Origin of the sequence: Terribacillus sp. AE2B 122 (assembly GCF_902497585.1) — a bacterium.
Lineage (GTDB): Bacteria > Bacillota > Bacilli > Bacillales > Amphibacillaceae > Terribacillus > Terribacillus saccharophilus_A.
Window position 1 is genome coordinate 270,899 of the sequence record NZ_LR700944.1, and the last position, 19,419, is coordinate 290,317.

The 19,419-nt window shown below is 44.5% G+C and carries 23 protein-coding genes; 6 read left to right on the forward strand and 17 right to left on the reverse strand.

Annotation, left to right across the window (positions count from 1 at the left end):
- Positions 1 to 161: 161 nt before the first annotated feature.
- Positions 162 to 380 carry a hypothetical protein gene (locus tag AE2B122_RS09755; RefSeq protein ID WP_095272126.1) on the reverse strand — a complete coding sequence of 73 codons (219 nt, stop codon included), beginning with the start codon at positions 378 to 380 and terminating at the stop codon, positions 162 to 164.
- Positions 381 to 436: 56 nt separating this feature from the next.
- Positions 437 to 1,096 (reverse strand): bifunctional 4-hydroxy-2-oxoglutarate aldolase/2-dehydro-3-deoxy-phosphogluconate aldolase, encoded by a 660-nt coding sequence (locus tag AE2B122_RS09760; RefSeq protein ID WP_175073929.1) that lies wholly within the window; start codon positions 1,094 to 1,096, stop codon positions 437 to 439.
- A 96-nt stretch (positions 1,097 to 1,192) separates the two neighbouring features.
- Here AE2B122_RS09760 and AE2B122_RS09765 point away from each other — a divergent pair, with 96 nt between their 5' ends.
- On the forward strand, positions 1,193 to 1,954 hold the full coding sequence (locus AE2B122_RS09765; protein ID WP_095219803.1) for an IclR family transcriptional regulator: 762 nt from the start codon (positions 1,193 to 1,195) through the stop codon (positions 1,952 to 1,954).
- A gap of 35 nt (positions 1,955 to 1,989) precedes the next feature.
- Here the strand turns inward: AE2B122_RS09765 and AE2B122_RS09770 are convergent, their stop codons facing one another.
- The 4 genes from AE2B122_RS09770 to kduI all read right to left on the reverse strand — a co-directional run bounded on the left by AE2B122_RS09770 (position 1,990) and on the right by kduI (position 5,842).
- Positions 1,990 to 2,940: a sugar kinase gene (locus tag AE2B122_RS09770; protein ID WP_175073930.1), complete on the reverse strand. Its 951-nt coding sequence runs from the start codon at positions 2,938 to 2,940 to the stop codon at positions 1,990 to 1,992.
- Between the two features lie 57 nt (positions 2,941 to 2,997).
- Entirely contained in the window at positions 2,998 to 4,008 is a 1,011-nt protein-coding gene (gene kdgT, locus AE2B122_RS09775) for a 2-keto-3-deoxygluconate transporter (protein ID WP_095272112.1), read from the reverse strand.
- Positions 4,009 to 4,222: 214 nt separating this feature from the next.
- A complete protein-coding gene (gene kduD / locus AE2B122_RS09780; RefSeq protein ID WP_095219800.1) occupies positions 4,223 to 4,999 on the reverse strand; it encodes a 2-dehydro-3-deoxy-D-gluconate 5-dehydrogenase KduD in 777 nt (258 codons plus the stop codon).
- Positions 5,000 to 5,011: 12 nt separating this feature from the next.
- Positions 5,012 to 5,842, reverse strand: a complete 831-nt coding sequence (kduI, locus tag AE2B122_RS09785; protein ID WP_175073931.1) for a 5-dehydro-4-deoxy-D-glucuronate isomerase — start codon at positions 5,840 to 5,842, stop codon at positions 5,012 to 5,014.
- 317 nt (positions 5,843 to 6,159) lie between these two features.
- Between kduI and AE2B122_RS09790 the strand changes: the two genes are divergently transcribed.
- The 3 genes from AE2B122_RS09790 (at position 6,160) to AE2B122_RS09800 (ending at position 9,901) form a co-directional block, all read left to right on the forward strand.
- Positions 6,160 to 7,824: a sensor histidine kinase gene (locus AE2B122_RS09790; protein WP_175073932.1), complete on the forward strand. Its 1,665-nt coding sequence runs from the start codon at positions 6,160 to 6,162 to the stop codon at positions 7,822 to 7,824.
- Between the two features lie 2 nt (positions 7,825 to 7,826).
- Complete coding sequence (locus AE2B122_RS09795) at positions 7,827 to 8,561, forward strand: LytTR family DNA-binding domain-containing protein (protein WP_175073933.1); 735 nt, start codon at positions 7,827 to 7,829, stop codon at positions 8,559 to 8,561.
- A 110-nt stretch (positions 8,562 to 8,671) separates the two neighbouring features.
- Positions 8,672 to 9,901 (forward strand): OFA family MFS transporter, encoded by a 1,230-nt coding sequence (locus tag AE2B122_RS09800; protein WP_175073934.1) that lies wholly within the window; start codon positions 8,672 to 8,674, stop codon positions 9,899 to 9,901.
- 42 nt (positions 9,902 to 9,943) lie between these two features.
- On the opposite strand, the gene AE2B122_RS09805 is transcribed toward AE2B122_RS09800, so the two are convergent.
- Positions 9,944 to 10,495: a GNAT family N-acetyltransferase gene (locus AE2B122_RS09805; protein WP_095272094.1), complete on the reverse strand. Its 552-nt coding sequence runs from the start codon at positions 10,493 to 10,495 to the stop codon at positions 9,944 to 9,946.
- 59 nt (positions 10,496 to 10,554) lie between these two features.
- The gene (locus tag AE2B122_RS09810) at positions 10,555 to 11,751 is read right to left on the reverse strand and encodes an AGE family epimerase/isomerase (RefSeq protein WP_175073935.1); all 1,197 of its coding nucleotides are present in this window, start codon (positions 11,749 to 11,751) and stop codon (positions 10,555 to 10,557) included.
- A 254-nt stretch (positions 11,752 to 12,005) separates the two neighbouring features.
- On the opposite strand from AE2B122_RS09810, the gene AE2B122_RS09815 reads away from it, so the two are divergent.
- A complete protein-coding gene (locus AE2B122_RS09815) occupies positions 12,006 to 13,172 on the forward strand; it encodes a cation:proton antiporter (RefSeq protein ID WP_095219793.1) in 1,167 nt (388 codons plus the stop codon).
- A gap of 22 nt (positions 13,173 to 13,194) precedes the next feature.
- Here AE2B122_RS09815 and AE2B122_RS09820 read toward each other — a convergent pair whose 3' ends face one another.
- From AE2B122_RS09820 to AE2B122_RS09850, 7 genes are all read right to left on the reverse strand, one after another.
- On the reverse strand, positions 13,195 to 13,527 hold the full coding sequence (locus AE2B122_RS09820; protein WP_175073936.1) for a CHY zinc finger protein: 333 nt from the start codon (positions 13,525 to 13,527) through the stop codon (positions 13,195 to 13,197).
- Between the two features lies 1 nt (position 13,528).
- Positions 13,529 to 14,056 (reverse strand): signal peptidase I, encoded by a 528-nt coding sequence (lepB, locus tag AE2B122_RS09825; protein ID WP_095272086.1) that lies wholly within the window; start codon positions 14,054 to 14,056, stop codon positions 13,529 to 13,531.
- 112 nt (positions 14,057 to 14,168) lie between these two features.
- The gene (locus AE2B122_RS09830) at positions 14,169 to 14,654 is read right to left on the reverse strand and encodes a YbaK/EbsC family protein (protein ID WP_175073937.1); all 486 of its coding nucleotides are present in this window, start codon (positions 14,652 to 14,654) and stop codon (positions 14,169 to 14,171) included.
- Between the two features lie 53 nt (positions 14,655 to 14,707).
- Complete coding sequence (locus AE2B122_RS09835) at positions 14,708 to 15,286, reverse strand: AAA family ATPase (RefSeq protein WP_175073938.1); 579 nt, start codon at positions 15,284 to 15,286, stop codon at positions 14,708 to 14,710.
- The gene (locus AE2B122_RS09840) at positions 15,283 to 15,636 is read right to left on the reverse strand and encodes a VOC family protein (RefSeq protein WP_095219788.1); all 354 of its coding nucleotides are present in this window, start codon (positions 15,634 to 15,636) and stop codon (positions 15,283 to 15,285) included. Before AE2B122_RS09840 ends, AE2B122_RS09835 begins: the two co-directional genes overlap by 4 nt.
- Positions 15,637 to 15,732: 96 nt before the next feature.
- A complete protein-coding gene (locus tag AE2B122_RS09845) occupies positions 15,733 to 16,311 on the reverse strand; it encodes a hypothetical protein (protein ID WP_175073939.1) in 579 nt (192 codons plus the stop codon).
- 1 nt (position 16,312) lies between these two features.
- Complete coding sequence (locus tag AE2B122_RS09850) at positions 16,313 to 17,200, reverse strand: AraC family transcriptional regulator (RefSeq protein ID WP_175073940.1); 888 nt, start codon at positions 17,198 to 17,200, stop codon at positions 16,313 to 16,315.
- Positions 17,201 to 17,301: 101 nt separating this feature from the next.
- On the opposite strand from AE2B122_RS09850, the gene AE2B122_RS09855 reads away from it, so the two are divergent.
- The gene (locus AE2B122_RS09855; protein WP_371809515.1) at positions 17,302 to 17,721 is read left to right on the forward strand and encodes a cytidine deaminase; all 420 of its coding nucleotides are present in this window, start codon (positions 17,302 to 17,304) and stop codon (positions 17,719 to 17,721) included.
- 14 nt (positions 17,722 to 17,735) lie between these two features.
- Here the strand turns inward: AE2B122_RS09855 and AE2B122_RS09860 are convergent, their stop codons facing one another.
- Together AE2B122_RS09860 and AE2B122_RS09865 are read right to left on the reverse strand one after the other, a co-directional pair.
- Entirely contained in the window at positions 17,736 to 18,320 is a 585-nt protein-coding gene (locus AE2B122_RS09860; RefSeq protein ID WP_175073942.1) for a TIGR00730 family Rossman fold protein, read from the reverse strand.
- A 13-nt stretch (positions 18,321 to 18,333) separates the two neighbouring features.
- Entirely contained in the window at positions 18,334 to 19,419 is a 1,086-nt protein-coding gene (locus tag AE2B122_RS09865; RefSeq protein WP_175073943.1) for a DNA alkylation repair protein, read from the reverse strand.

Here is a 19,419-nt window from a genome sequence, read left to right on the forward strand (position 1 = left end):
GAGGGGAAACGCTACGCGACTTAGTTAGTTGGACGCTCCCCTTTTTTGTTTGCTTTGTCTGAATCTATCCTAGTTATTTTCATAATGAACGCCCCCTTCAAAGCCTAGCAGGTGATTTCACCTTCCTGACTTTGTAATATTTATTATATTCTACCATGTTTTCAACGTTCTTTTCCTTTTATATTACGTACCAATGCGGGACCCCTTTTCAAACCTTCCACTCCCGCCATACTGCATACCGAAGCAATAATCACTCCCGCACCTAACAGCTTGGCAGTCAGATATAATCCCGTACCTACAGCAATATCAATCACGACAAATGAATATATAGCAGTTGCTTTCACAACAACGATTATAATTTCCCGCTTTTTTGCTGACACGAAGCAAGCCCCCTTCCTCCGTGTTCAGTTTATGTGCAAGGCAGCTTGACCCATGTTCAAATGTTCACACGATCTGTTTTTGCTTCTTTCACTTTTTGGATATACTGCTGTGCAATCGATGTAATTTTGTCATAGTCTCCTGTGCTGGCAGGAGCTACAAGATTGCCGCCGACTCCAACAGCTACCGCTCCATTCTTCAGCCAATCGCCCACATTCTCCAAATCGACTCCACCTGTTGGCATGATATTCGCCTGCGGAAGCGGAGCTTTGACTACTTTGATATAACTTGGACCGAAAGCACTTCCCGGGAAGAGCTTAATAATATCAGCTCCTGCTTCCATCGCCTGCTTTATTTCCCCGATTGTCATACATCCTGGCAAGTAAGGAACTTGATAAAGATTACATAACTTGGCTGTTTCAGCATCAAAGGTCGGACTCACAATGAAACTCGCACCTGCGAGTATTGCTAAACGGGCTGTCGTACTATCCAGCACTGTACCTGCCCCAATGACCACATCTGGGCTTTCAACATACTGGGCAGAGAGCTGTTTGATCACTTGATCAGCATCCTTAACAGTGAATGTCACTTCAATCCCTGTAAGACCGCCCTCTATACATGCATCGGAAATCTGTATAGCTTGTTCTGGCGAATCCGCACGAACTACTGCTACAATAGCTTGGTCAGTAAGCTTAGCTAAAACTTCTGCTTTTTTCATCTATTTTCCCTCCATATGTGTACTGAATTTACAAACTCCAACCGTTCCCGTATCATAGAAGTAAGCAATGAATGCAATAGAAACGGAGTAATATCTATGTCTAATGTGCAATCACTTGAACGTGCCTTAACTATTTTGAATACGCTTTCCGATTATCCTGATGGCTTGTCGATTGCGAAGCTGACTAAGCTGGTAGATTTATCGAAGAGTACGACACATCGGCTTCTGGCAACACTTGCGGACATGAATTATGTGGCAAAGGATCCGGAATCAGACAAGTATAAAGTAGGTTTACAAACACTTTATGTTGCTCGCAGTGTCTTGAATAACAACAACATCGCCAATGTGGCCAAGCCTTACCTGAAGCAGCTGTGTGCAGATGTCAATGAGACTGTGCACCTTTGCATCGAAGATAAAGGTGAGATTGTCTACATCGATAAGCTTGAAAGCAACCAGACGATCCGCATGTACTCACGAATCGGTAATAGAGCGCCCATGTACTGTACAGCTGTCGGAAAAATCCTTTTATCAGGTATGGCGGCTGGCCAGCTAGAAGAAATAGCTGATTCCACCACCTTCACACCGCGCACACCGCGCACAATCACGTCGAGAGAAGAGCTGCGCACTGAAGTGGACAAAGTCCGCCAACAGGGGTATGCACTGGACAATATCGAAAATGAAGAAGGCATTCGCTGTATTGCCGCTCCGATTTACAGCCATGAACATCGGATTGTTGCAAGCTTCAGTATCTCCGGTCCCAGCAATCGTGTAACAATGGACAGAGTAAACACCGAACTGATAAATAAAATGAAAGCCTGCAGCCTGGAAATTTCCCATGCATTAGGCTATACCAGATAGAGGAGAAGACCTTCCACTTGGAAGGTCTTCCTTTTTTATCCGATCGGCTCTCGTTTCATGAAATGTGTAAGCTCTTCACGGTTCGGTAAGCCATCATTATCTCCAGGTGACATGACGGCAAGTGCACCGATAGCAGCTCCTCTTGCGATGCTGTCAGGCATCTCTAATCCTTCTAGCAACCCGCTCACTACACCAACCGCAAAGCCATCACCAGCACCAACCGTATCAACCACTTTTTTCACTGGGAACCCTTCTGTATAGAATTGCGTACCGTCCATACAGCTGGTAAACGCTCCTTCTGCCCCCAGTTTCAACACAACAGTCGGCACACCAGCTTCATGATAATATGCAGCAATATCAAGCACATCAGTTTTTCCAGTCAATTGTCTTCCTTCAGCTATACCAGGGAAAATGATATCCGCTTGGCTGGCCAATTCATTAATAACCAGTGCCATCTCCTGCTTATCAGGCCACAAACCTGGCCGAAGGTTCGGGTCGAATGATACCTGCAGTCCATTTTCCTTAGCTTCCTTCATCATCTGGTAAACCAATTCACGACAGCTTTCAGACAAAGCCGGGGGAATACCTGTCAGATGGAGATGATCGTAATCAGCCCATTTGATTTTTTTAATCAGCTTTTTATCCATGTGGGAAGCTGCCGAGTTCTTCCGTGCAGAAAACACTTCCGGATCTCCGCTTTTCACTTTCTGTTTCCATTGCATTCCGGTCACAAAGGCAGGTTCATAGCTAACATAAGTGGTATCTATATTGTTTTTCCGTAAGAACTTATGAATGTTTCGACCGAATGGATCTAAGCCCAACTGGGTGACATACGTCACTTGATGCCCAAGGCGAGACATTCCGATAGAGAAATTCACTTCTGCTCCTGCGATGAAACGAGAAAAACGTTCGGCATCATCCAGCAGCCCTTCCTGCTCCGCAACAAATAGTGCCATCGGTTCTCCGATTGTTAAGATTCTGCTCATCTGTCAACGTCTCCTTTATGCAAAGAGAGACATACTGTATATGCCTCTCCGATGGTTTTATACAGTATTTGAGTTGATATTTTTCGGATCGATATTTGTATCGTCTGTCTTCTGCTTTTCCTTCTTCTTCATATGCTGTGCCCAAAAAGCTGTCAGAATCGGGACGAGTATCGACGTAACAACTACAGATGCGGCAACAAGTGCAGTAGCTGCTTCTGCAATCGGCATGAATTCCGGAATCATTGTGGCAATAATCATTGGGTTGGCAACTGCTGCACCAGCAGTACTGGATGCTGCGATACCAGCAGTTCCATTTCCGCCTCCAATATATTTGTCCGCAATCATAAGCGGGATACCAGTAACGACGATAACAAGTACACCAAGGATGATACCTGCAAGACCGGTCTCCAAGATGACACCCAAATCAATTGAGTTACCCAGCGCGAAACCGAAAAACGGAATCATAGTCTGTGTTGCTCTGCTGAAGAAGGCGCGAAGATCGCCATCCAAGTTACCTAGCAGGAAGCCAACTAGAAACGGTAGTACTGCTCCTACGAATACTTGTGGTTCAAACGCAGCAAGACCTGTTGAACCGAGGATGATCATCGTCATGAGCGGACCGGATTCTAAGGACATAAGGACAAATGCTCCAGCTTCCTCTTTTGATCCGTATTGCTGCATGATCGATGCATACAACCCGCCATTCGTCATATCCATGGCTGCAACGAGTGTCAGAACAGAAAAGCCGGCGAATAGACCAGTCTGAATGCCTCCTTCAGGCAGGAATTGCGCTGCAATGATAGCTACAACCCACGCAACAGCAATCTTCGTGATAACGAGAGTACCAGATTTGCGTAAAATTATACCAGTCGATTTCAGCTGGATGCCTGCACCCATACAGAAGAACCAGACTGCTAGAATCGGAATAGTTCCTGTCATAAGTCCGCCTGTGAAGGACCCGAAGTATTCCGCCGAATTCGGTGCGAAGGTATTAATGATTGCTCCTAAAAATAACGGTACGAGCATAAGCCCACCAGGAATTCTCTCCATCGTTTTCATTATTTTCACTTTGCATCCCTTACCTTTCCTTATAGGTAATCGAGCAAAAGAAATTGAGATGTTTGAATCACTTTACGTGATATGCTATTTTTATAGTGATCGCCCAGATCATTGGAATGAGAGGGTGGCATACACAAAGATTCTTCAGATCTTTGGTCACCTTCCCAATCCTCTCAATCTCTCTTTCCCGTCAAACAACTCCGACGCAATTCTTAATACCTGCTTATCTCGCGAGCCAGCCACCATCAACAGCCAATACATGGCCATTCATATAATCAGAAGCGCGACTTGCCAAAAATACGACTACCCCCATCAAATCAGACGGATCTGCCCAGCGCCCGCTCGGAATCCGAGATAAAATTTCTGCATTACGTTTTTCATCAGCACGAATTGGTGCAGTATTAGCAGTGGCTACGTACCCCGGCGCAATCGCATTCGTCTGGATATTATAAGCACCCAGCTCGTTGGCGAAAGCTTTTGTCAGCCCTGCTACAGCATGCTTACTGGCTGTATAAGACGGAACGAATTTACCGCCTTGGAACGACAGCATCGAGGCAACATTGATTATTTTTCCGCCGCCTTGTTCTGCCATCACCTTAGCCGCTTCCTGCCCTAGCAGGTAGACAGCATGCAGGTTAACATCCATGACCTTATCCCAGTCTTCTTCCTTGTACTCAAGCAGCGGCGTCCGGATGATTGTACCAGCGTTATTTACGAGAATATCAACCCTACCGAAGACATCCACACAACTCGTTACAACTTGCTTCACTTTTTCTCTATCTGTCAGATCAGCTTGATGGAAATGAGCCTTGCCGCCAGCTTCTTCCACTAGCGCTTTCGTTTCCTCCCAATCGTCTCGATGTGTCACAACGAAGACATCAGCCCCTGCCTTTGCCAAAGCGACTGCATAGCCCTGGCCGAGTCCCTTGCTGCCGCCTGTCACAATTGCAACCTTGCCAGTCAAATCAAAATATTTCATAGAAAAGTCTGTTAGACTCATCTTTATCCCCCTTTAGCGAAGCTCATCCATCGACACTTGATCCATGTCGGTGTACGTCTTATTTTCTCCAGCCATTGCCCAAATGAATGCATAGTTGCTAGTAGCACTTCCGCAATGGATTGACCAAGGCGGAGAAATGACAGCTTGTTCATTTTTCATGACAAGATGACGTGTTTCTGTTGGTTCTCCCATCAAGTGGAACATACGTGCATTTTCATCTAAATCGATATATAGGTAGGCTTCCATCCGGCGGTTATGGGTATGTGTCGGCATAGAATTCCAGACACTGCCGCTTTCCAGAATTGTGATACCCATAGCGATTTGACAGCTTTGGATACCTTCCAAATGAATGATACGGCGGATAACACGTTCATTCGCACTTTCCTTTGCACCCATCGCATCTCCCGGAACATCTTGGAATGATACATGCTTAGTCGGATAAGAGGTATGTGCAGGCGCAGAAAACAGATAATACTTAGCTGGATCTGTTTCATCACTGCTAGTAAACAGTAATTCCTGATTGCCTTTGCCGATATAAATGCAATCTTTATTCGCCATTTCGTATGATTCTCCATCAACAGAAATTGTTCCATTGCCACCGATATTAAAAATCCCTACTTCTCTTCTTTCCAGGAAGTAATCCGCCTTGATGGCGTCATAGCTCCCCAAAGCGATTGAGCTGCCGGCTGGCTGAATTCCGCCGATGATCGTCCGGTCTTCCATGCTGTACACAAGCTTGATTTCTCCGGGGACAAAAAGTTCCTCAACTAAGTAATGATTGCGTAATTCCTCGGTAGTGAATGTCTTGGCGTGGTCTGGATGAGTTGCGTATCGCAATTCCATTTCTATCATCTCCTTACTTTTTTTGTGGCTCCCACAGATTCAATGAAACCCCTTACATTATAATTCAAAAATAATGGCATCTAACAAAGATGCCTATGCCTTTGTTCCACATTGTGGAACAGTGTTTCATTATATTAATTATAGCGCTTTCATTCCTATAAATCCAGCCTAATTATACATTATGACATATTATTTCCAAGCAGTAATTTTCATCAAATGAATCTATCATCTGCCAGGCTATTTGTGATCGCATCCATTCCCTACCAGTCTAAATTTCTGATAAACTGTAAGTAATACAGATGAAAGGGATTACAACTATGCATTCAACCTTGGAAATGATCATATCGATATTCGAGCGTGCTGCCTTGCTGCTCATTATCTTATTTTTCCTGACCAAAATTAAAGGGTTTAAAGAAATACTTCAAAAAGAAAATCATTCGGTCCGGGAACTTAGCGTACTTACTGTCGTCTTCTGCAGTTTCGCCATATTCGGGACATATTCCGGGATTGAAGTGGAAGGTAGTCTCGTTAATATAAGGACAGTGGCTATCTTATCTGGAGGTATTTTATTCGGGCCATGGGTTGGTATCATTACAGGTATTGTATCCGGCTTGCATCGCTATTTAATCGACATCGATGGTATCACTTCATTGCCCTGCTTGATCACTAGTGTGACAGCAGGCTTTGCGTCTGGATTTATTAATCGCAGGGTAAAAAAGCATCGTTGGTGGTATATCGGTATCGGTGCTGGTATTTTGAGCCAAACAATGACCATGCTGCTGATCATTGCACTCGGAGAACCAAGGTCTCAAGGTATTTCGATTGTTGAACAAATAGCTGTTCCGATGATGATAGGTGAAATCAGCATCGGTTTACTCATCCTTCTCGTCCATAATATTGAAGGAGAAAAGAAACAGATTGCCGCAGCACAGGCGAAGCTTGCATTGGATATTGCCAATAAGACGCTTCCATATTTCCGGTCCATCACGCCTGCTTCCTTGCAGCGTATCTGCCAAATCATTAAAGAAGAGATTGGTGCAGATGCTGTCGCCATAACGGATACTAAAACAGTGGTAGCTTATTACGGTCTTGGGGCTGAGCGCTATCAGGATACAACGTCGATTGTAAGCGAAATGACGAAACAAGCTATTAACAGTGGGCAAATCGTCATCCGGAATGAAGTGGATGATCATCATCTGCCGCAGATGCACTGCCTGCTTATCGTTCCTTTCCAAGAAGGCGACGAGGTGACAGGTGCCTTGAAGATATATTATGAAAAGGAAAACCGGATAACAGATTCTTTGCAGACACTTGGTATCGGACTGGCACAGATCATTTCAAACTTGATGGAGATTTCCCGGATTGAACAGATTAAAGAGACCGCCAACAAAGCTGAGCTAAAGGCTCTGCAATCGAAGATAAACCCGCATTTCCTTTTCAACTCGCTGAACGCAATTGCATCAACAACAAGACGCGATCCGAATCGTGCCCGCGAACTAATTCATAACCTATCTGGTTACTTGCGCTATAACCTGGAGCTTCATGATGAAATGATCGCAATAGAAGAAGAACTGAAGCAAGTACGTGATTATGTGGAGATTGAAAAATCCCGCTTCGGTGACAAGCTCCAAATAATTTATGATATTGATCCGGTGCAGATAAAAGTGCCTAGTTTGCTGCTGCAGCCTTTGGTAGAGAATGCAATCCACCATGGTGTTCGGAAACGCAAATGGCAGGGTGCCGTCTATCTCTCTGTCAAAGCACGGGAAAATGATATCCGCATCAGTATACGAGACACTGGAGTTGGGATTGATCCGGAAATTGTTGAAAAGCTGTATAAGGATGAAGCAGGTGTGAAAAATATTGGACTAGCCAACGTGCATCAGCGTGTCCGCCTGATTTATGGAAAAGGGCTGACAATCAATCGGCTAGATCCTGGTACGGAGATTTACTTTGATATACCAGTGAAGGAAGGGAAATAACCATGACACTACGTGCAATCATCGCAGAAGATGAATTACCTGCACAAGAGGAGCTGCAGTATTTAATTGATACGTACAGTTCCATAGAGGTGACTGACCGCTTTGATGATGGATTGGATGTGCTGAAGTATTTTCAGGAGCACACCACGGATGTACTGTTCCTTGATATCAACCTACCGTCACTAGATGGCATGATGCTTGCGGGAAGCTTGGCCCAGTTCAAGCATAAACCAATAATCGTATTTACCACCGCCTATAAAGAACATGCAGCTAAAGCATTTGAGCTTGAAGCATTCGATTATATATTGAAGCCATACAGCGAGGAACGCGTTGCGGCAATGCTTAAGAAGCTTGAATCTAAGAATGCATCAGTAGATATGGAGGAGCGAATAGAACCGGCAGAAACACCAGCACGGCTCAATGTTTGGAAGGACGAGAAGATCTATGTGATCAATCTGAAGGAAATTGCCTACGCTGAGGCTGATGAAAAGCAGACAACTGTGCACACAAAGGATGAGGTGTATACCTACCCCGGTTCTATCAGCACTTTCGAACAGCAGCTGCCAGCAGATGCGTTTTTCCGCTGCCATCGTTCTTATATAGTAAACACGGAAAAAATACATGAGATTCTTCCTTGGTTCCATAATACGTATCTAGTCAAAATGAAAGGACTTAGTGAGCAGATTCCAGTCAGTCGCAGTAAAGCAAAAGAGTTCAGACAGATCATGCGCCTTTAAGGACCATTCATTCCTCAAATCGAGCAACTCATGAGAAAACGCTTTCAGATACATCTGCAGCGGATATGATAAAACTATCAAAACAACGTAGATGAAATGAGGGACTTCTCATGAAAACAGGAACGAATCGCTGGCTGATTGTACTTGGTACAATCATCACCCAAATTGGTCTAGGTACTATTTATACATGGAGTTTATTTAACCAGCCATTGGCTGATGCATATGGGTGGAGCACATCTTCTGTGGCAGTCACCTTCTCGATTACAAGCTTCGCACTGGCAGTAGCCACTCTTTTCGGCGGAAAGCTGCAGGATAAACTCGGCATCAAGAAGCTGGTTGTCTTTGCCGGTATTTTGCTCGGGGCTGGGCTGATACTAAGCTCTCTAGCTACATCACTATGGCTCATCTATCTATTAGCAGGTGTTGTTGTTGGATTTGCCAATGGTATTGCTTATATCACTACACTATCGAACGTAATCAAATGGTTCCCGGAAAAGAAAGGCCTCATATCTGGTATATCAGTAGGAGCCTTCGGAACAGGAAGCTTAGTCTTCAAATATATTAACCAGGCATTGCTTTCCTCAGCTGGTGTACAAGGCACATTCCTAATCTGGGGAATAGCAGCATTCATCCTAATTAGTGGAGGAGCCTTCTTCCTTAAGGATGCTATCCTTCCACAGGAAATAACTACTGGGGCCGCAACAAAAGACTTCAGTATTAAGGAAATGCTGCATACGAAACAAGCATACATTCTATTCGTCATTTTCCTTACAGCCTGCATGAGCGGCTTGTATTTAATCGGTATCGTTAAAGATGCCGGCATGGAACTTGCGGGTCTATCTGCCGCAACTGCAGCAAATGCCGTAGCTGTCGTAGCTATCTGTAATACAACTGGAAGAGTTGTGCTAGGTGCTTTGTCTGACAAAGTGGAACGACTGTACTTGGTTGCAGCAGGACTTCTTGTCACTGCGGGAGCTGTCGCAGTATTAAGCATGGTGGAACTATCAACAACATTGTTCTTCGTCTGTGTGGCAGCCATTGCTTTCTTTTTTGGCGGTAACATCACAGTCTTCCCGACTATCGTCGCAGATTATTTCGGATTGAGAAATCAAAGTAAAAACTATGGTGTCATTTATCAAGGGTTTGGTATCGGTGCATTAGGAGGCTCATTCATCGCATCACTGCTCGGGGGTTTCCAACCGACATTCGTAGCGATTGCCGTACTTTGTGTCATTTCATTCTTCCTTGCGGTCACAGTCCGCAGCCCCCAGCAGCCAGTTGCTGCTAAGAAGAGTAATGAACGCCGGCATTCACGCCCTGTTCCATCCCAGCAGCATTAATGTCTAATGACTAAACCCAGGAGCAATGAATGCTCCTGGGTTTTAGTTTGTGCGCGGATCAGTCGCCAGTATCGAATACTTATAATGATCCTCGAACTTGCCATCAATACGCAGCAAGTCGCGTTCCAATCCTTCTCGTTGGAACCCGCATTTCTCCAGTACCGCGACCGACCCTAGGTTTCGCGGCATTACTCCCGCTTCGACTCGGTGGAATTTCCCATCTCCAAATGCAAAATCTAATACAAGCTGTACTGCTTCCGTCATATACCCCTTACCATTATGTGCTTCATCCATCGAATAACCTATCATGCATTTTTCCGCTGTATTCCGTTCAATAAAGAATAAGGAAGCAGTTCCAATCAGAACATCATCCTGTTTCAGGAATATTCCGAATTCGTAGCGTTTATCTTCCTGCCAATCTTTCTGTGCCGCTTCGATATTCTTTTTGTATTTCTCCAGTGTATAGTCTGAATCACTACGGTCTACTGGTGAGATAGACTCGAAAAGTTCTCTGTTCCGCAGGTTCAGATCCAGAAGCTCACTGGCATGCTTTTTCTCTAAAGGTTTGATTTGCAATCTTTCACTTTCATACATACTAATCCGCTCCCTTCCTTCTCATTATAGCAATAAGAGAAGGATCTGCGCATTACGCGCTACAGATCCTCTCCACGGTAAGTCGCTATCAGGAAGCTTGCACTAATCGGATGATAATCCGTTTTCGGTGAAGGGCTTTTAACCTCGTCCTCCACTTTATTATCGGCTGTGAGCCATTGATACCAAGCACCATGTTCTGGATCAATGAAATGTTCCTGCACATATCGGAACAGCTCATCATAATGCTCACCATATACATCATTTCCTGTCTGACCATGCAGCAATGCTGATGCCGCCAGTGTTTCCGCTAAAACCCAATAAGATTTCCCTTTATCAATCAACTCTTTATCAGGGCTCATCACAAAGAATATGCCGCCTTGTTTTTGATCGTGGTAATGGTTCCAGCCAGTTTGATAAAGCTCTTCCGCACGTTCAAGAAGCCAGCTGTCTTGCTTGTGAATATATAGCCAAGCAAGGAGCTTGCTCCATTCAAATTGGTGTCCTCCAACGAATCCATAGGCGCGAAATTCGTCCCTTGTTTCGCCATGATTGAATTGTTCATCCTTCAACCAAGCCTCATCGTAGTTTTCCCATATAAGTCCGTTACTTTGAGCCGCAAGTTTATTGGTTACTTGGTCTGCAATGTTTAAAGCCTGATCCAGATATCTTTGCTGACCTGTTGTTTCATACGCGGTAATTGCTGATTCACATATGTGCATGTTGCAATTCTGTCCGCGGTATTCCAAAAAGCTGGACCAATCACGTGATGCTTCATCTCTATATAGTTTTGCGGATGGTTCATAGAACCTCTCCTCCAGCACTTGATAGATGTCCGTAAGCAATTCCTCGGCTCCCTCTATCTTCGCTTCCACTGCTGCTACCGCAGCTCGGAATATAAACGCATGACCATAAGTCAGCTTCTTATCATCTGTCACACTGCCATCCTTCATCTCTGTAAAGTAACCGCCATACTTCTTATCCCGCAGAGTCTCTTGGAAAAAGGTTATGCCGTGCTCGGCCGCCTCCCGATATTGAGTTTTTTCCGTAAGTTTGAAGCCGACACTGAAATCGTACAAATGCCGCGCCTGTCCGACGATATGTTTGGTTGTATCCTCTGTGAGCGTTCCATCTTTATAATAGCCTTCGTTATATCCACCGTAAGTGCTGTCTATTGCTGCAGGATAATAGAATACAAGTGTCTCTTCAATATGCTGATAGAGTCCTTGTTTTGTATGAAAATCAAATGTGTTTTTCACAAATGCCACTCCTTTGCATAGGTTACGTCACCTGTTTTCCCTTTTCTGCCAGCTGCAAACAGATGAAAAGCGGTTGTTTTCGTTCTATAACTGTTCTATAATGAGTAACTATAAATTAATTACATATGCATTTCCCGGAGGAGCCTGCCACCCCAGGCCCCTCTGTGTCCATTTAGGCATATCCACAGTGAAAACTGGCGGATATGCCTTTTTTGTGTCCGAAATTGCATAAATACATTACAAAGGAGTAAGATATGGAATTCATTTTACATTTAGCTTTGATTCTCGTATTCACAAAAATCGCTGGTCAGCTTGCACTTAAGATTGGACAGCCATCTGTACTGGGGGAGCTGCTTGCCGGTGTTATTCTCGGTCCTGCAGTACTCGGCTGGATACAACAAACCTCCTTCATCCATGAATTCTCCGAAATCGGTGTGCTTGTCCTCATGTTCATCGCTGGACTGGAGACAGATTTGAAGCAGCTGAAAGAAAACTGGAAGTCCGCTTTTGCAGTTGCTGTTCTCGGTGTCCTCTTCCCATTCATCGGCGGTTATAGTCTTGCACTTGCATTTGGGATGAGTCAGGGACATGCTCTGTTTTTGGCTTTACTCTTCTGTGCGACAAGTGTCAGCATTTCTGTACAGGCATTAAAGGAAATGAACAAACTGAATTCACGAGAAGGTACGACAATCCTTGGGGCTGCTGTTGTTGACGATATTCTGGTTGTCGTCTTACTCGCAGTGCTGATGAGTGTGCTGGGTACAGGAGAATCAGTCAGCTTAGGAGCTTTGATCGGGAAGAAAGTACTCTTCTTCGGCGTAGTCATTGTTGCTTGTATTTGGCTGATTCCACTAGTGATGAAATTGTTCGCTCGCTTCAAAGTGAGTGAGACCATCGTTTCTGCTGGTATCATTCTGGCGCTGGTGTTTAGCTACTTCGCTGAATATATGGGGGTTGCCGGTATTATCGGTGCATTTGCGGCTGGTATCGCCATTTCCCAAACTGAATACAAGAATGTAGTAGAACATAAATTAGAACCGATCGCTTATGGAGTCTTCGTTCCCGTATTTTTTGTAAGCATCGGTTTGAACATTAGCTTCGATGGGGTTGGATCTCAGATTCTGTTCATTGTGCTCATTAGTATTATGGCCATTGTGACGAAGCTGTTCGGCGGAGCGCTGGGAGCAAGAATGACCGGCTTCGACGGAAGATCTTCCATGGCAATCGGAACAGGCATGGTTTCAAGAGGCGAAGTTGCATTGATCATTGCTGGTACCGGTTTAAGTTCAGGTTTACTTGATCCGGAATACTACACAAGTATTATAATCATGGTCATTGTGACAACGCTTGTGACTCCATCTATGCTGAAGTTTATCTTCTCCAAAACAGGAGATACTTCACAGCATCGTTCCGTATCCTAAGACAAACAAAAGAGACTGTCAGTCAACGACAGTCTCTTTTTATTGATTCAAAATATAGATGATGATGCAGCTGACAACCAGGGTTGAATGCTGCTTTACAGTCTGGGCAATGGTCTATATTCATATACTGATCGATACTGAGCGTCGATTTACACACACCGCATAGTATCGCCTTCTCATCGAATTGGTCTTTCGGCCATACCTCGGCCTCATGACCCGCCGTCTCTTCATGGCATTGATGGCAAGGATAAAATTGATTGCAGCACGCGAACTTGATTGCTATAACATCCAATGGGGAGTGATAATGCACACATCTTGTCTCCGCATCTACTGTTTTTCCATGTAATTGACACATATTAATTACCGATGTGGAAATCAGAAAATGGATAGAAAGTCATCTTAACTTCTCCGATTACTTCTTTCTCCGAAATATAACCAAACATACGGCTGTCTTTACTGTTTGTGCGGTTATCACCCATGACAAACACTTCACCTTCAGGTACCTTTTCCTCGCCAGTCAATTCCTTCAGTTTGAAATCACCAGTAACCATATCCTCTGGCAGATAAGATTGATCCTGCGCTTCGCCATTCACATACAGCACATTATCTATCACCTCAATTGTATCGCCAGGCAGACCAATCACCCGTTTGATATAGTGGGCATCCGCATCGGGTGCGTTGAATACCACAATATCATTTCTTTCTATCTTCGAAACTTTGCTTACAATGACATGATCGCTGTCCTGGTAAGTCGGCAGCATTGACTCTCCATGCACCGTTGACGGTGTAAACAGGAAATACCGGCAGCCAAAAGCAATGATGACGGCAATCCCTACTGCTCGCAACCAGGAAAATATCTCTTTTTTTGTATTATTATCTGACATGATTCTTTCTCCTAACCTATCTTTGTGTGAAGTATAGGGCACATGCTAAGTTTAGCAGTGTCAGAGTTAGAAGCAAAGCCGAACCCCCTGCATGCTATGCCGTTACCTTCATTTAGCCATTGTCTGCCCAGCTCTTGCAGACATCTACCCATTCTTTTCCCTTGCCATATTCGGCAAGTTCTTCACAAGTTAGTTCTATTGCTGAATTACTGCTGCCACAGGCTGGAAACACCGTGGAAAAACGCTTTAAGGAAATGTCTATATACACAGGTAAATCATTTATTAAACCAAACGGACAAACTCCGCCAACAGCATGGCCTGTTTGTTCTAACGTTTCCTCAGCTGAAAGCATTCGTGCTTTTACGCCGAATAGCTCTTTAAACTTTTTATTATCAATCTTTGCATCTCCTGCAGCAACTATCAAAACAGATTCCCCATCTTTTCTACCTCTAAATGCTAACGTCTTAGCAATGCGTGCAGGCTCCACACCAAGTGCAGCAGCAGCTAGATCTACAGTGGCACTAGATAAATCGAGTTCTATAATATCACTGCTTCGGTTGTAATTTGCTAGATAATCTTTTACGTTTTCGATACTCATTATATGTACCACCTTTTTGAGGCATTATAGCATAAGTATACGCAGCCGTTTGTCTACCTCCATCTAGAGGTTAAGCGCGGCCATTGTGTTTTCCACCAAGAGCGGTGATCCTTTTGCAGACGAAGGCCCGCTTGTCTGCCGATAGCTGCGACTGTCTCGTCTATCGACATATTATCAGTTGCCAATTTATTTTCGAATATTGGACTTGAATGACCTTGTACACAACGCGGTATCTGCCGAGCAGCCCATGAATTCTGTCTGTTGCCCCGCTTGGCAAGACGACCACGCAATGTCTCTTCCGAAGCAGCTAACACAAGATGATAAACTCGGTGACCATCACTACGTAATTGTCCAATGATTTCTTCATAGTAGGACGGTTCCGTTATTGTCATCGGAACAATGATGATATCCTCCGTATTTGCAGCCATATAAGCCAAATGCTCACGTACGATGGAACGCCAAAGGGTATGCTCCTGGAAATCCGGTTTCTGCATCGAATCCGGTATATGCTTTCTTATGTAAAAACCCGCTTCTTCAGGGTCATGGATGAATGCATTTGGCAGCCGGTGCCGTAGAGAGATCGCAGTTTGTGTCTTGCCTGCTCCGAATGCCCCATTGATCCAGATAATCATGGACGTTGTTCACACACCATGACAATATTGCCATCAGGATCCTCAAAATTGAAGAAAGCAACTGCTTCATCTTCCTCCAGTTCCCGGACAACCTTGCCTCCTTGCTCGCTAACTCGTTTATAGGCAAGCTGAATATCTGACGTCTCAAGCATGAAAGCAGGACGGATACCCGGTGCATTATTCCGGTTATCATCAATGACAAGTCCTCTTCCATCATCAGTTTCCATGAACTGCACCGGCCCTTCCGTTGGCTGCGGTTCAGGTTTACCTAAAAGATTTGCATACCAATTTGCTGCCTTATTCGCGTCCTTCACATGCACAAACACACTGCCAATCTGGAAATCCGACACACTGCCACGCCTCCTTTTTGAATATTTTACCATAAGGGTCAGACTGGTAATATAGGTAATAGGTTAGAAGAGCGAACGTAAAAAAGGACAAGCATATCAGGTATGCTGTCCTTTTAGACGATACGTTGCTTGTTCATCTGTGTAATCCAAGTTAGGTATAACTACTGTCAGCACAAAGAACAGCAGGCTTAATCCGATGCTTATTAGAATTGGTAACTCTATAGCTGCTTTCCATACGTCTACACCCAACTGCAGAAGCACATAATAAAGGATGCTGAAAATAAAAATATAGCTGTATCTTAGAATTCGGCCCTCAATTCTAATCCATACGACAGCCAAAGGAAGCAGGGACGCAGCAAGTCCAAGTGATACGCCGGCTAGTTGAACAGATACCTCTAATGACAATTCGTTGGATAGAATATGATACTGCCTTGCTACGTGCAGCAAGCCGGAAAATAAAGCCAGCCATGCTCCGCTCAACAAAATACAATTACACAGGAGTCTCATGTAAGCTGCTATTCCTTGTACCGGCTGATGGATAACCTTGCGTGTAAACATTTCTGAAATCACGAGTAACAGTGGTATAGAAAGCCATATGAAAAGCACTTCATCAGGCACACCTTGCCTCCAATACAAAACGAAAAGCTGAATGATATTTATCAGTATATCAAGCATATCAACTCAGTTCCTCCTCAAATGCCAGATTTACCGGTTCATCTTGAATATGATATGTCATATCAATATTAGTAGTTGGAACAGATTCGTCCACTTCCTCAAACCGAAAACCATCCGCCCAAACCTTTCCTTTTCCGGATAAGATCACTCCAAAGGAAATGACAGCACTATTTTCCGGTACATCAAGCACAATACGGTATCGGGTCCAATTGGTCGTTCCTTGGATTGGGCGGTTGCTCATATTATCGAATTGAACGATATCATCTGATGTATTGTCCACTCGCATCCACATGCTGGCAAAGCTTTGCACTTCTTCCGTCTTGATGAAGCAGGTCAGCTGCAGTCTTTTACCAATATAATTCGCTGCCTTGAATTGTTGCATCATCGTGGCAAATTCCTCCGCTCCCATGACTGTTTTCGACTTCAAGTAACCTGATGCTTTCCCTTGATGTACCTGTTTATAGTCAATTCCCATTTCATAATTGTGGGGATCGGAGCCACTTAATATCCACCCTTTTACTTGTTTATCTTCCATCTTTTCCTCCTTCTGATGCAGCGCAGCCCGCATCATACGTCTGTATTTTCCTGGCGGAAGGCTATAATGTTTTTTGAAAGCTCTGGTAAATGACTCTTGAGATTCAAAACGAAACATGAACGCGATATCGAGTATTCCCAATTCGGTATGCAGCAGTGCAGCTGATGCTCCAGCCAATCTTCTTCGGCGGATATAATCTGTGAATGACAAACCTACAGTGGCCTGGAATAATCGATGGAAGTGAAATTTGGAGAATCCGGCTTGATCGGCAACTTGGTCGGCCGTAAGAGGTTCGTGTAAATTGTTTTCGATAAAAGAAATAGCTCTTTGTATAGTTGTTTCATGTACCTGCACTTGCTCACCTCCTTAGTTACAGCTTAACTTAAAAACATATTGTACTTTTGATAATTTTTGCTGAGTTGTAAAAATCACCCTGCTATACTAAAAGCAAAGGAGTGATAGTAATGGATATGTTATATGAGGCAGCTATTCAGTTAATACAGAAACGTTACCCGAGTGGCTGGGGTGGTGCTGCTGCAATGCGGACCAGTGAGGGCGTTGTTCTTACAAGTGTAGCTCCTGAAGTGCTGAATGCTGCGACCGAGCTATGCATGGAGGTCGGCTCTATCCTGGAGGCTCATAAAATGCATACATCAGTAACCCATTCCATTTGCGTGACACGCGATGATGAAAATAGTCCTTTTAAAATACTGACTCCATGCGGTATTTGTCAGGAGCGATTACTTTACTGGGGACGCGACGTACAAGTGGCTGTGACACACGAAGAGAATAAGGTGAAGTATGTGTCCTTACAGGAGTTACAGCCGTTTCATTGGACTCATGCTTATCCAGAGGAAGAAATTTTCGGTAAATAAAAAAGCAGACGCTGTCACGTCTGCTCTGGTCGTCTAATATAGGTTTTTACTTCCGGCGCTTCATATTGACGGAACTTCTCGAGAAGTCTTGCAGGCTCCGTATCTGAAAGTGTCATTGTCCGGTACTTTTCATGCATGAACTGCTCATCTGCCATGCGGTCAAATAAGCTTACCAGCAGATCATAATAGCCCTCCACATTTAAAATACCGAGTGGTTTCTTATGCAATCCCAGCTGAGCCCATGTGAAAATTTCGAAAAACTCCTCTAGCGTACCTGGTCCTCCAGGAAGTGCGATGAAGCCGTCTGCCAGCTCTGCCATTTTAGCTTTTCGTTCATGCATGGAAGATACGACGATCAGTTCAGACACATGGGTATGAGCCATTTCCCGCTTCTCCAAAAATTCAGGCATCACACCGATTACGTGACCACCCGCTTGCATGCTTCCATTCGCAACTGCCCCCATCAAACCTACACTCGCTCCGCCATATACAAGAGTCAGATTTTCAGCTGCCAGTGTTCTTCCTAACTCTTCAGCGGCAGCGATGTATGCTGCTGATGCGCCAACGCTCGAACCGCAGAATACTGCAATACGTTTCATATTTTCCACTCCTTTACTTGATCAGTTCCAGATCTGTCTGAGCTACTTCTATACCATTGGCAAGCAGGACAATACGATGTATACCCGGATAATGAACTCTAGTAGTCAAGTCTTTCCAATTATGTACCCGCTCTTTCGCTACACTCTCTCCCGCTGTAAATATCCGATCCGAGAGGAGAAATTTCTTTCGGGAAATCCCGCGCTTCTTTACGAAGTCTATTGCATACTCTATACGCAGCTTTGCCTGCTTCTTTACTTTAAAAGAATAAGACATAGTTACCAATTCTCCAATGGTAACGCGATGACGATCCGTGGCTATCGCAGTGTCAATTAGAGTTTCAGTTGCTTCCTCATACCCGAATAAAGCCATTACCTCTGGTTCCCCGCTGCGAAGCATTGTCCGACAACCATGCCGGATGATCCAGTCTGTCTCCGGTGAAAAACCACTCCATCGCTTCGCCGTGAAAATAACTTGTTTTGGATTATCCTTAGCAATATCATTCAAATTATTAGCAACACTTTTCCGCACATACAAAGAAGAGTCTGCTTTCAACAATTCCAGCACTTCAAAAATCGGACTTGGATTTTCCTTGAACTGCCGAATTGCCTGTCCCCATGGGAGCCTCGGACGACAGCCTTCACTTGCCAGACGGCGCACATGATGATCTTCTGATTGTGCCCATTCCATCATTCGTTTCATAATCCGCTCAGGGGATCTAATCAGAAATGCCCTGATGGCGAATTCTGCAGTCGACCGTTTTGTGAATTGCTCCAATGCATGCAGCGATATTTCTTCATGTTCTGGCTCCAGCCCAAAGACCTCGACAAAGTCCGGGAAAAATAAATAAGGAAACCCTTCGCATTGGTCCTGGATAGCAAGCAGAATGCCTAAAGCCTCCGGGTAGCTCTCCGGGAGAAAGGAGCCGAGCACCAAACTAATCCGGCGTATCCGGCCTTTCAATTCAAGTCCTTCCCAATCAGCGTCCATCACCTTATCAACGAATTTAAGCTCATCGAAATCATTATGGGCTTGCTTCACCTTTGAAGCGAAACCTTCCAGGAAATTTTTCGTATACATTGCTTTCAAGGGTTCTGCCAC

Excerpts from the sequence above, each read along its gene's own strand:
- AE2B122_RS09835 (WP_175073938.1), bottom strand. The coding sequence starts at position 15,286 with ATGATTATCTGGATCAATGGGGCATTCGGAGCAGGCAAGACACAAACT.
- AE2B122_RS09845 (WP_175073939.1), bottom strand. The coding sequence starts at position 16,311 with ATGCTTGATATACTGATAAATATCATTCAGCTTTTCGTTTTGTATTGG.
- AE2B122_RS09760 (WP_175073929.1), bottom strand. The coding sequence starts at position 1,096 with ATGAAAAAAGCAGAAGTTTTAGCTAAGCTTACTGACCAAGCTATTGTA.
- AE2B122_RS09800 (WP_175073934.1), top strand. The coding sequence starts at position 8,672 with ATGAAAACAGGAACGAATCGCTGGCTGATTGTACTTGGTACAATCATC.
- kduI (WP_175073931.1), bottom strand. The coding sequence starts at position 5,842 with ATGGAATTGCGATACGCAACTCATCCAGACCACGCCAAGACATTCACT.
- AE2B122_RS09860 (WP_175073942.1), bottom strand. The coding sequence starts at position 18,320 with ATGAAACGTATTGCAGTATTCTGCGGTTCGAGCGTTGGCGCATCAGCA.
- AE2B122_RS09805 (WP_095272094.1), bottom strand. The coding sequence starts at position 10,495 with ATGTATGAAAGTGAAAGATTGCAAATCAAACCTTTAGAGAAAAAGCAT.
- lepB (WP_095272086.1), bottom strand. The coding sequence starts at position 14,056 with ATGTCAGATAATAATACAAAAAAAGAGATATTTTCCTGGTTGCGAGCA.
- AE2B122_RS09770 (WP_175073930.1), bottom strand. The coding sequence starts at position 2,940 with ATGAGCAGAATCTTAACAATCGGAGAACCGATGGCACTATTTGTTGCG.
- AE2B122_RS09765 (WP_095219803.1), top strand. The coding sequence starts at position 1,193 with ATGTCTAATGTGCAATCACTTGAACGTGCCTTAACTATTTTGAATACG.
- AE2B122_RS09790 (WP_175073932.1), top strand. The coding sequence starts at position 6,160 with ATGCATTCAACCTTGGAAATGATCATATCGATATTCGAGCGTGCTGCC.
- AE2B122_RS09830 (WP_175073937.1), bottom strand. The coding sequence starts at position 14,654 with ATGAGTATCGAAAACGTAAAAGATTATCTAGCAAATTACAACCGAAGC.
- kduD (WP_095219800.1), bottom strand. The coding sequence starts at position 4,999 with ATGAGTCTAACAGACTTTTCTATGAAATATTTTGATTTGACTGGCAAG.
- AE2B122_RS09795 (WP_175073933.1), top strand. The coding sequence starts at position 7,827 with ATGACACTACGTGCAATCATCGCAGAAGATGAATTACCTGCACAAGAG.
- AE2B122_RS09815 (WP_095219793.1), top strand. The coding sequence starts at position 12,006 with ATGGAATTCATTTTACATTTAGCTTTGATTCTCGTATTCACAAAAATC.
- AE2B122_RS09820 (WP_175073936.1), bottom strand. The coding sequence starts at position 13,527 with ATGTGTCAATTACATGGAAAAACAGTAGATGCGGAGACAAGATGTGTG.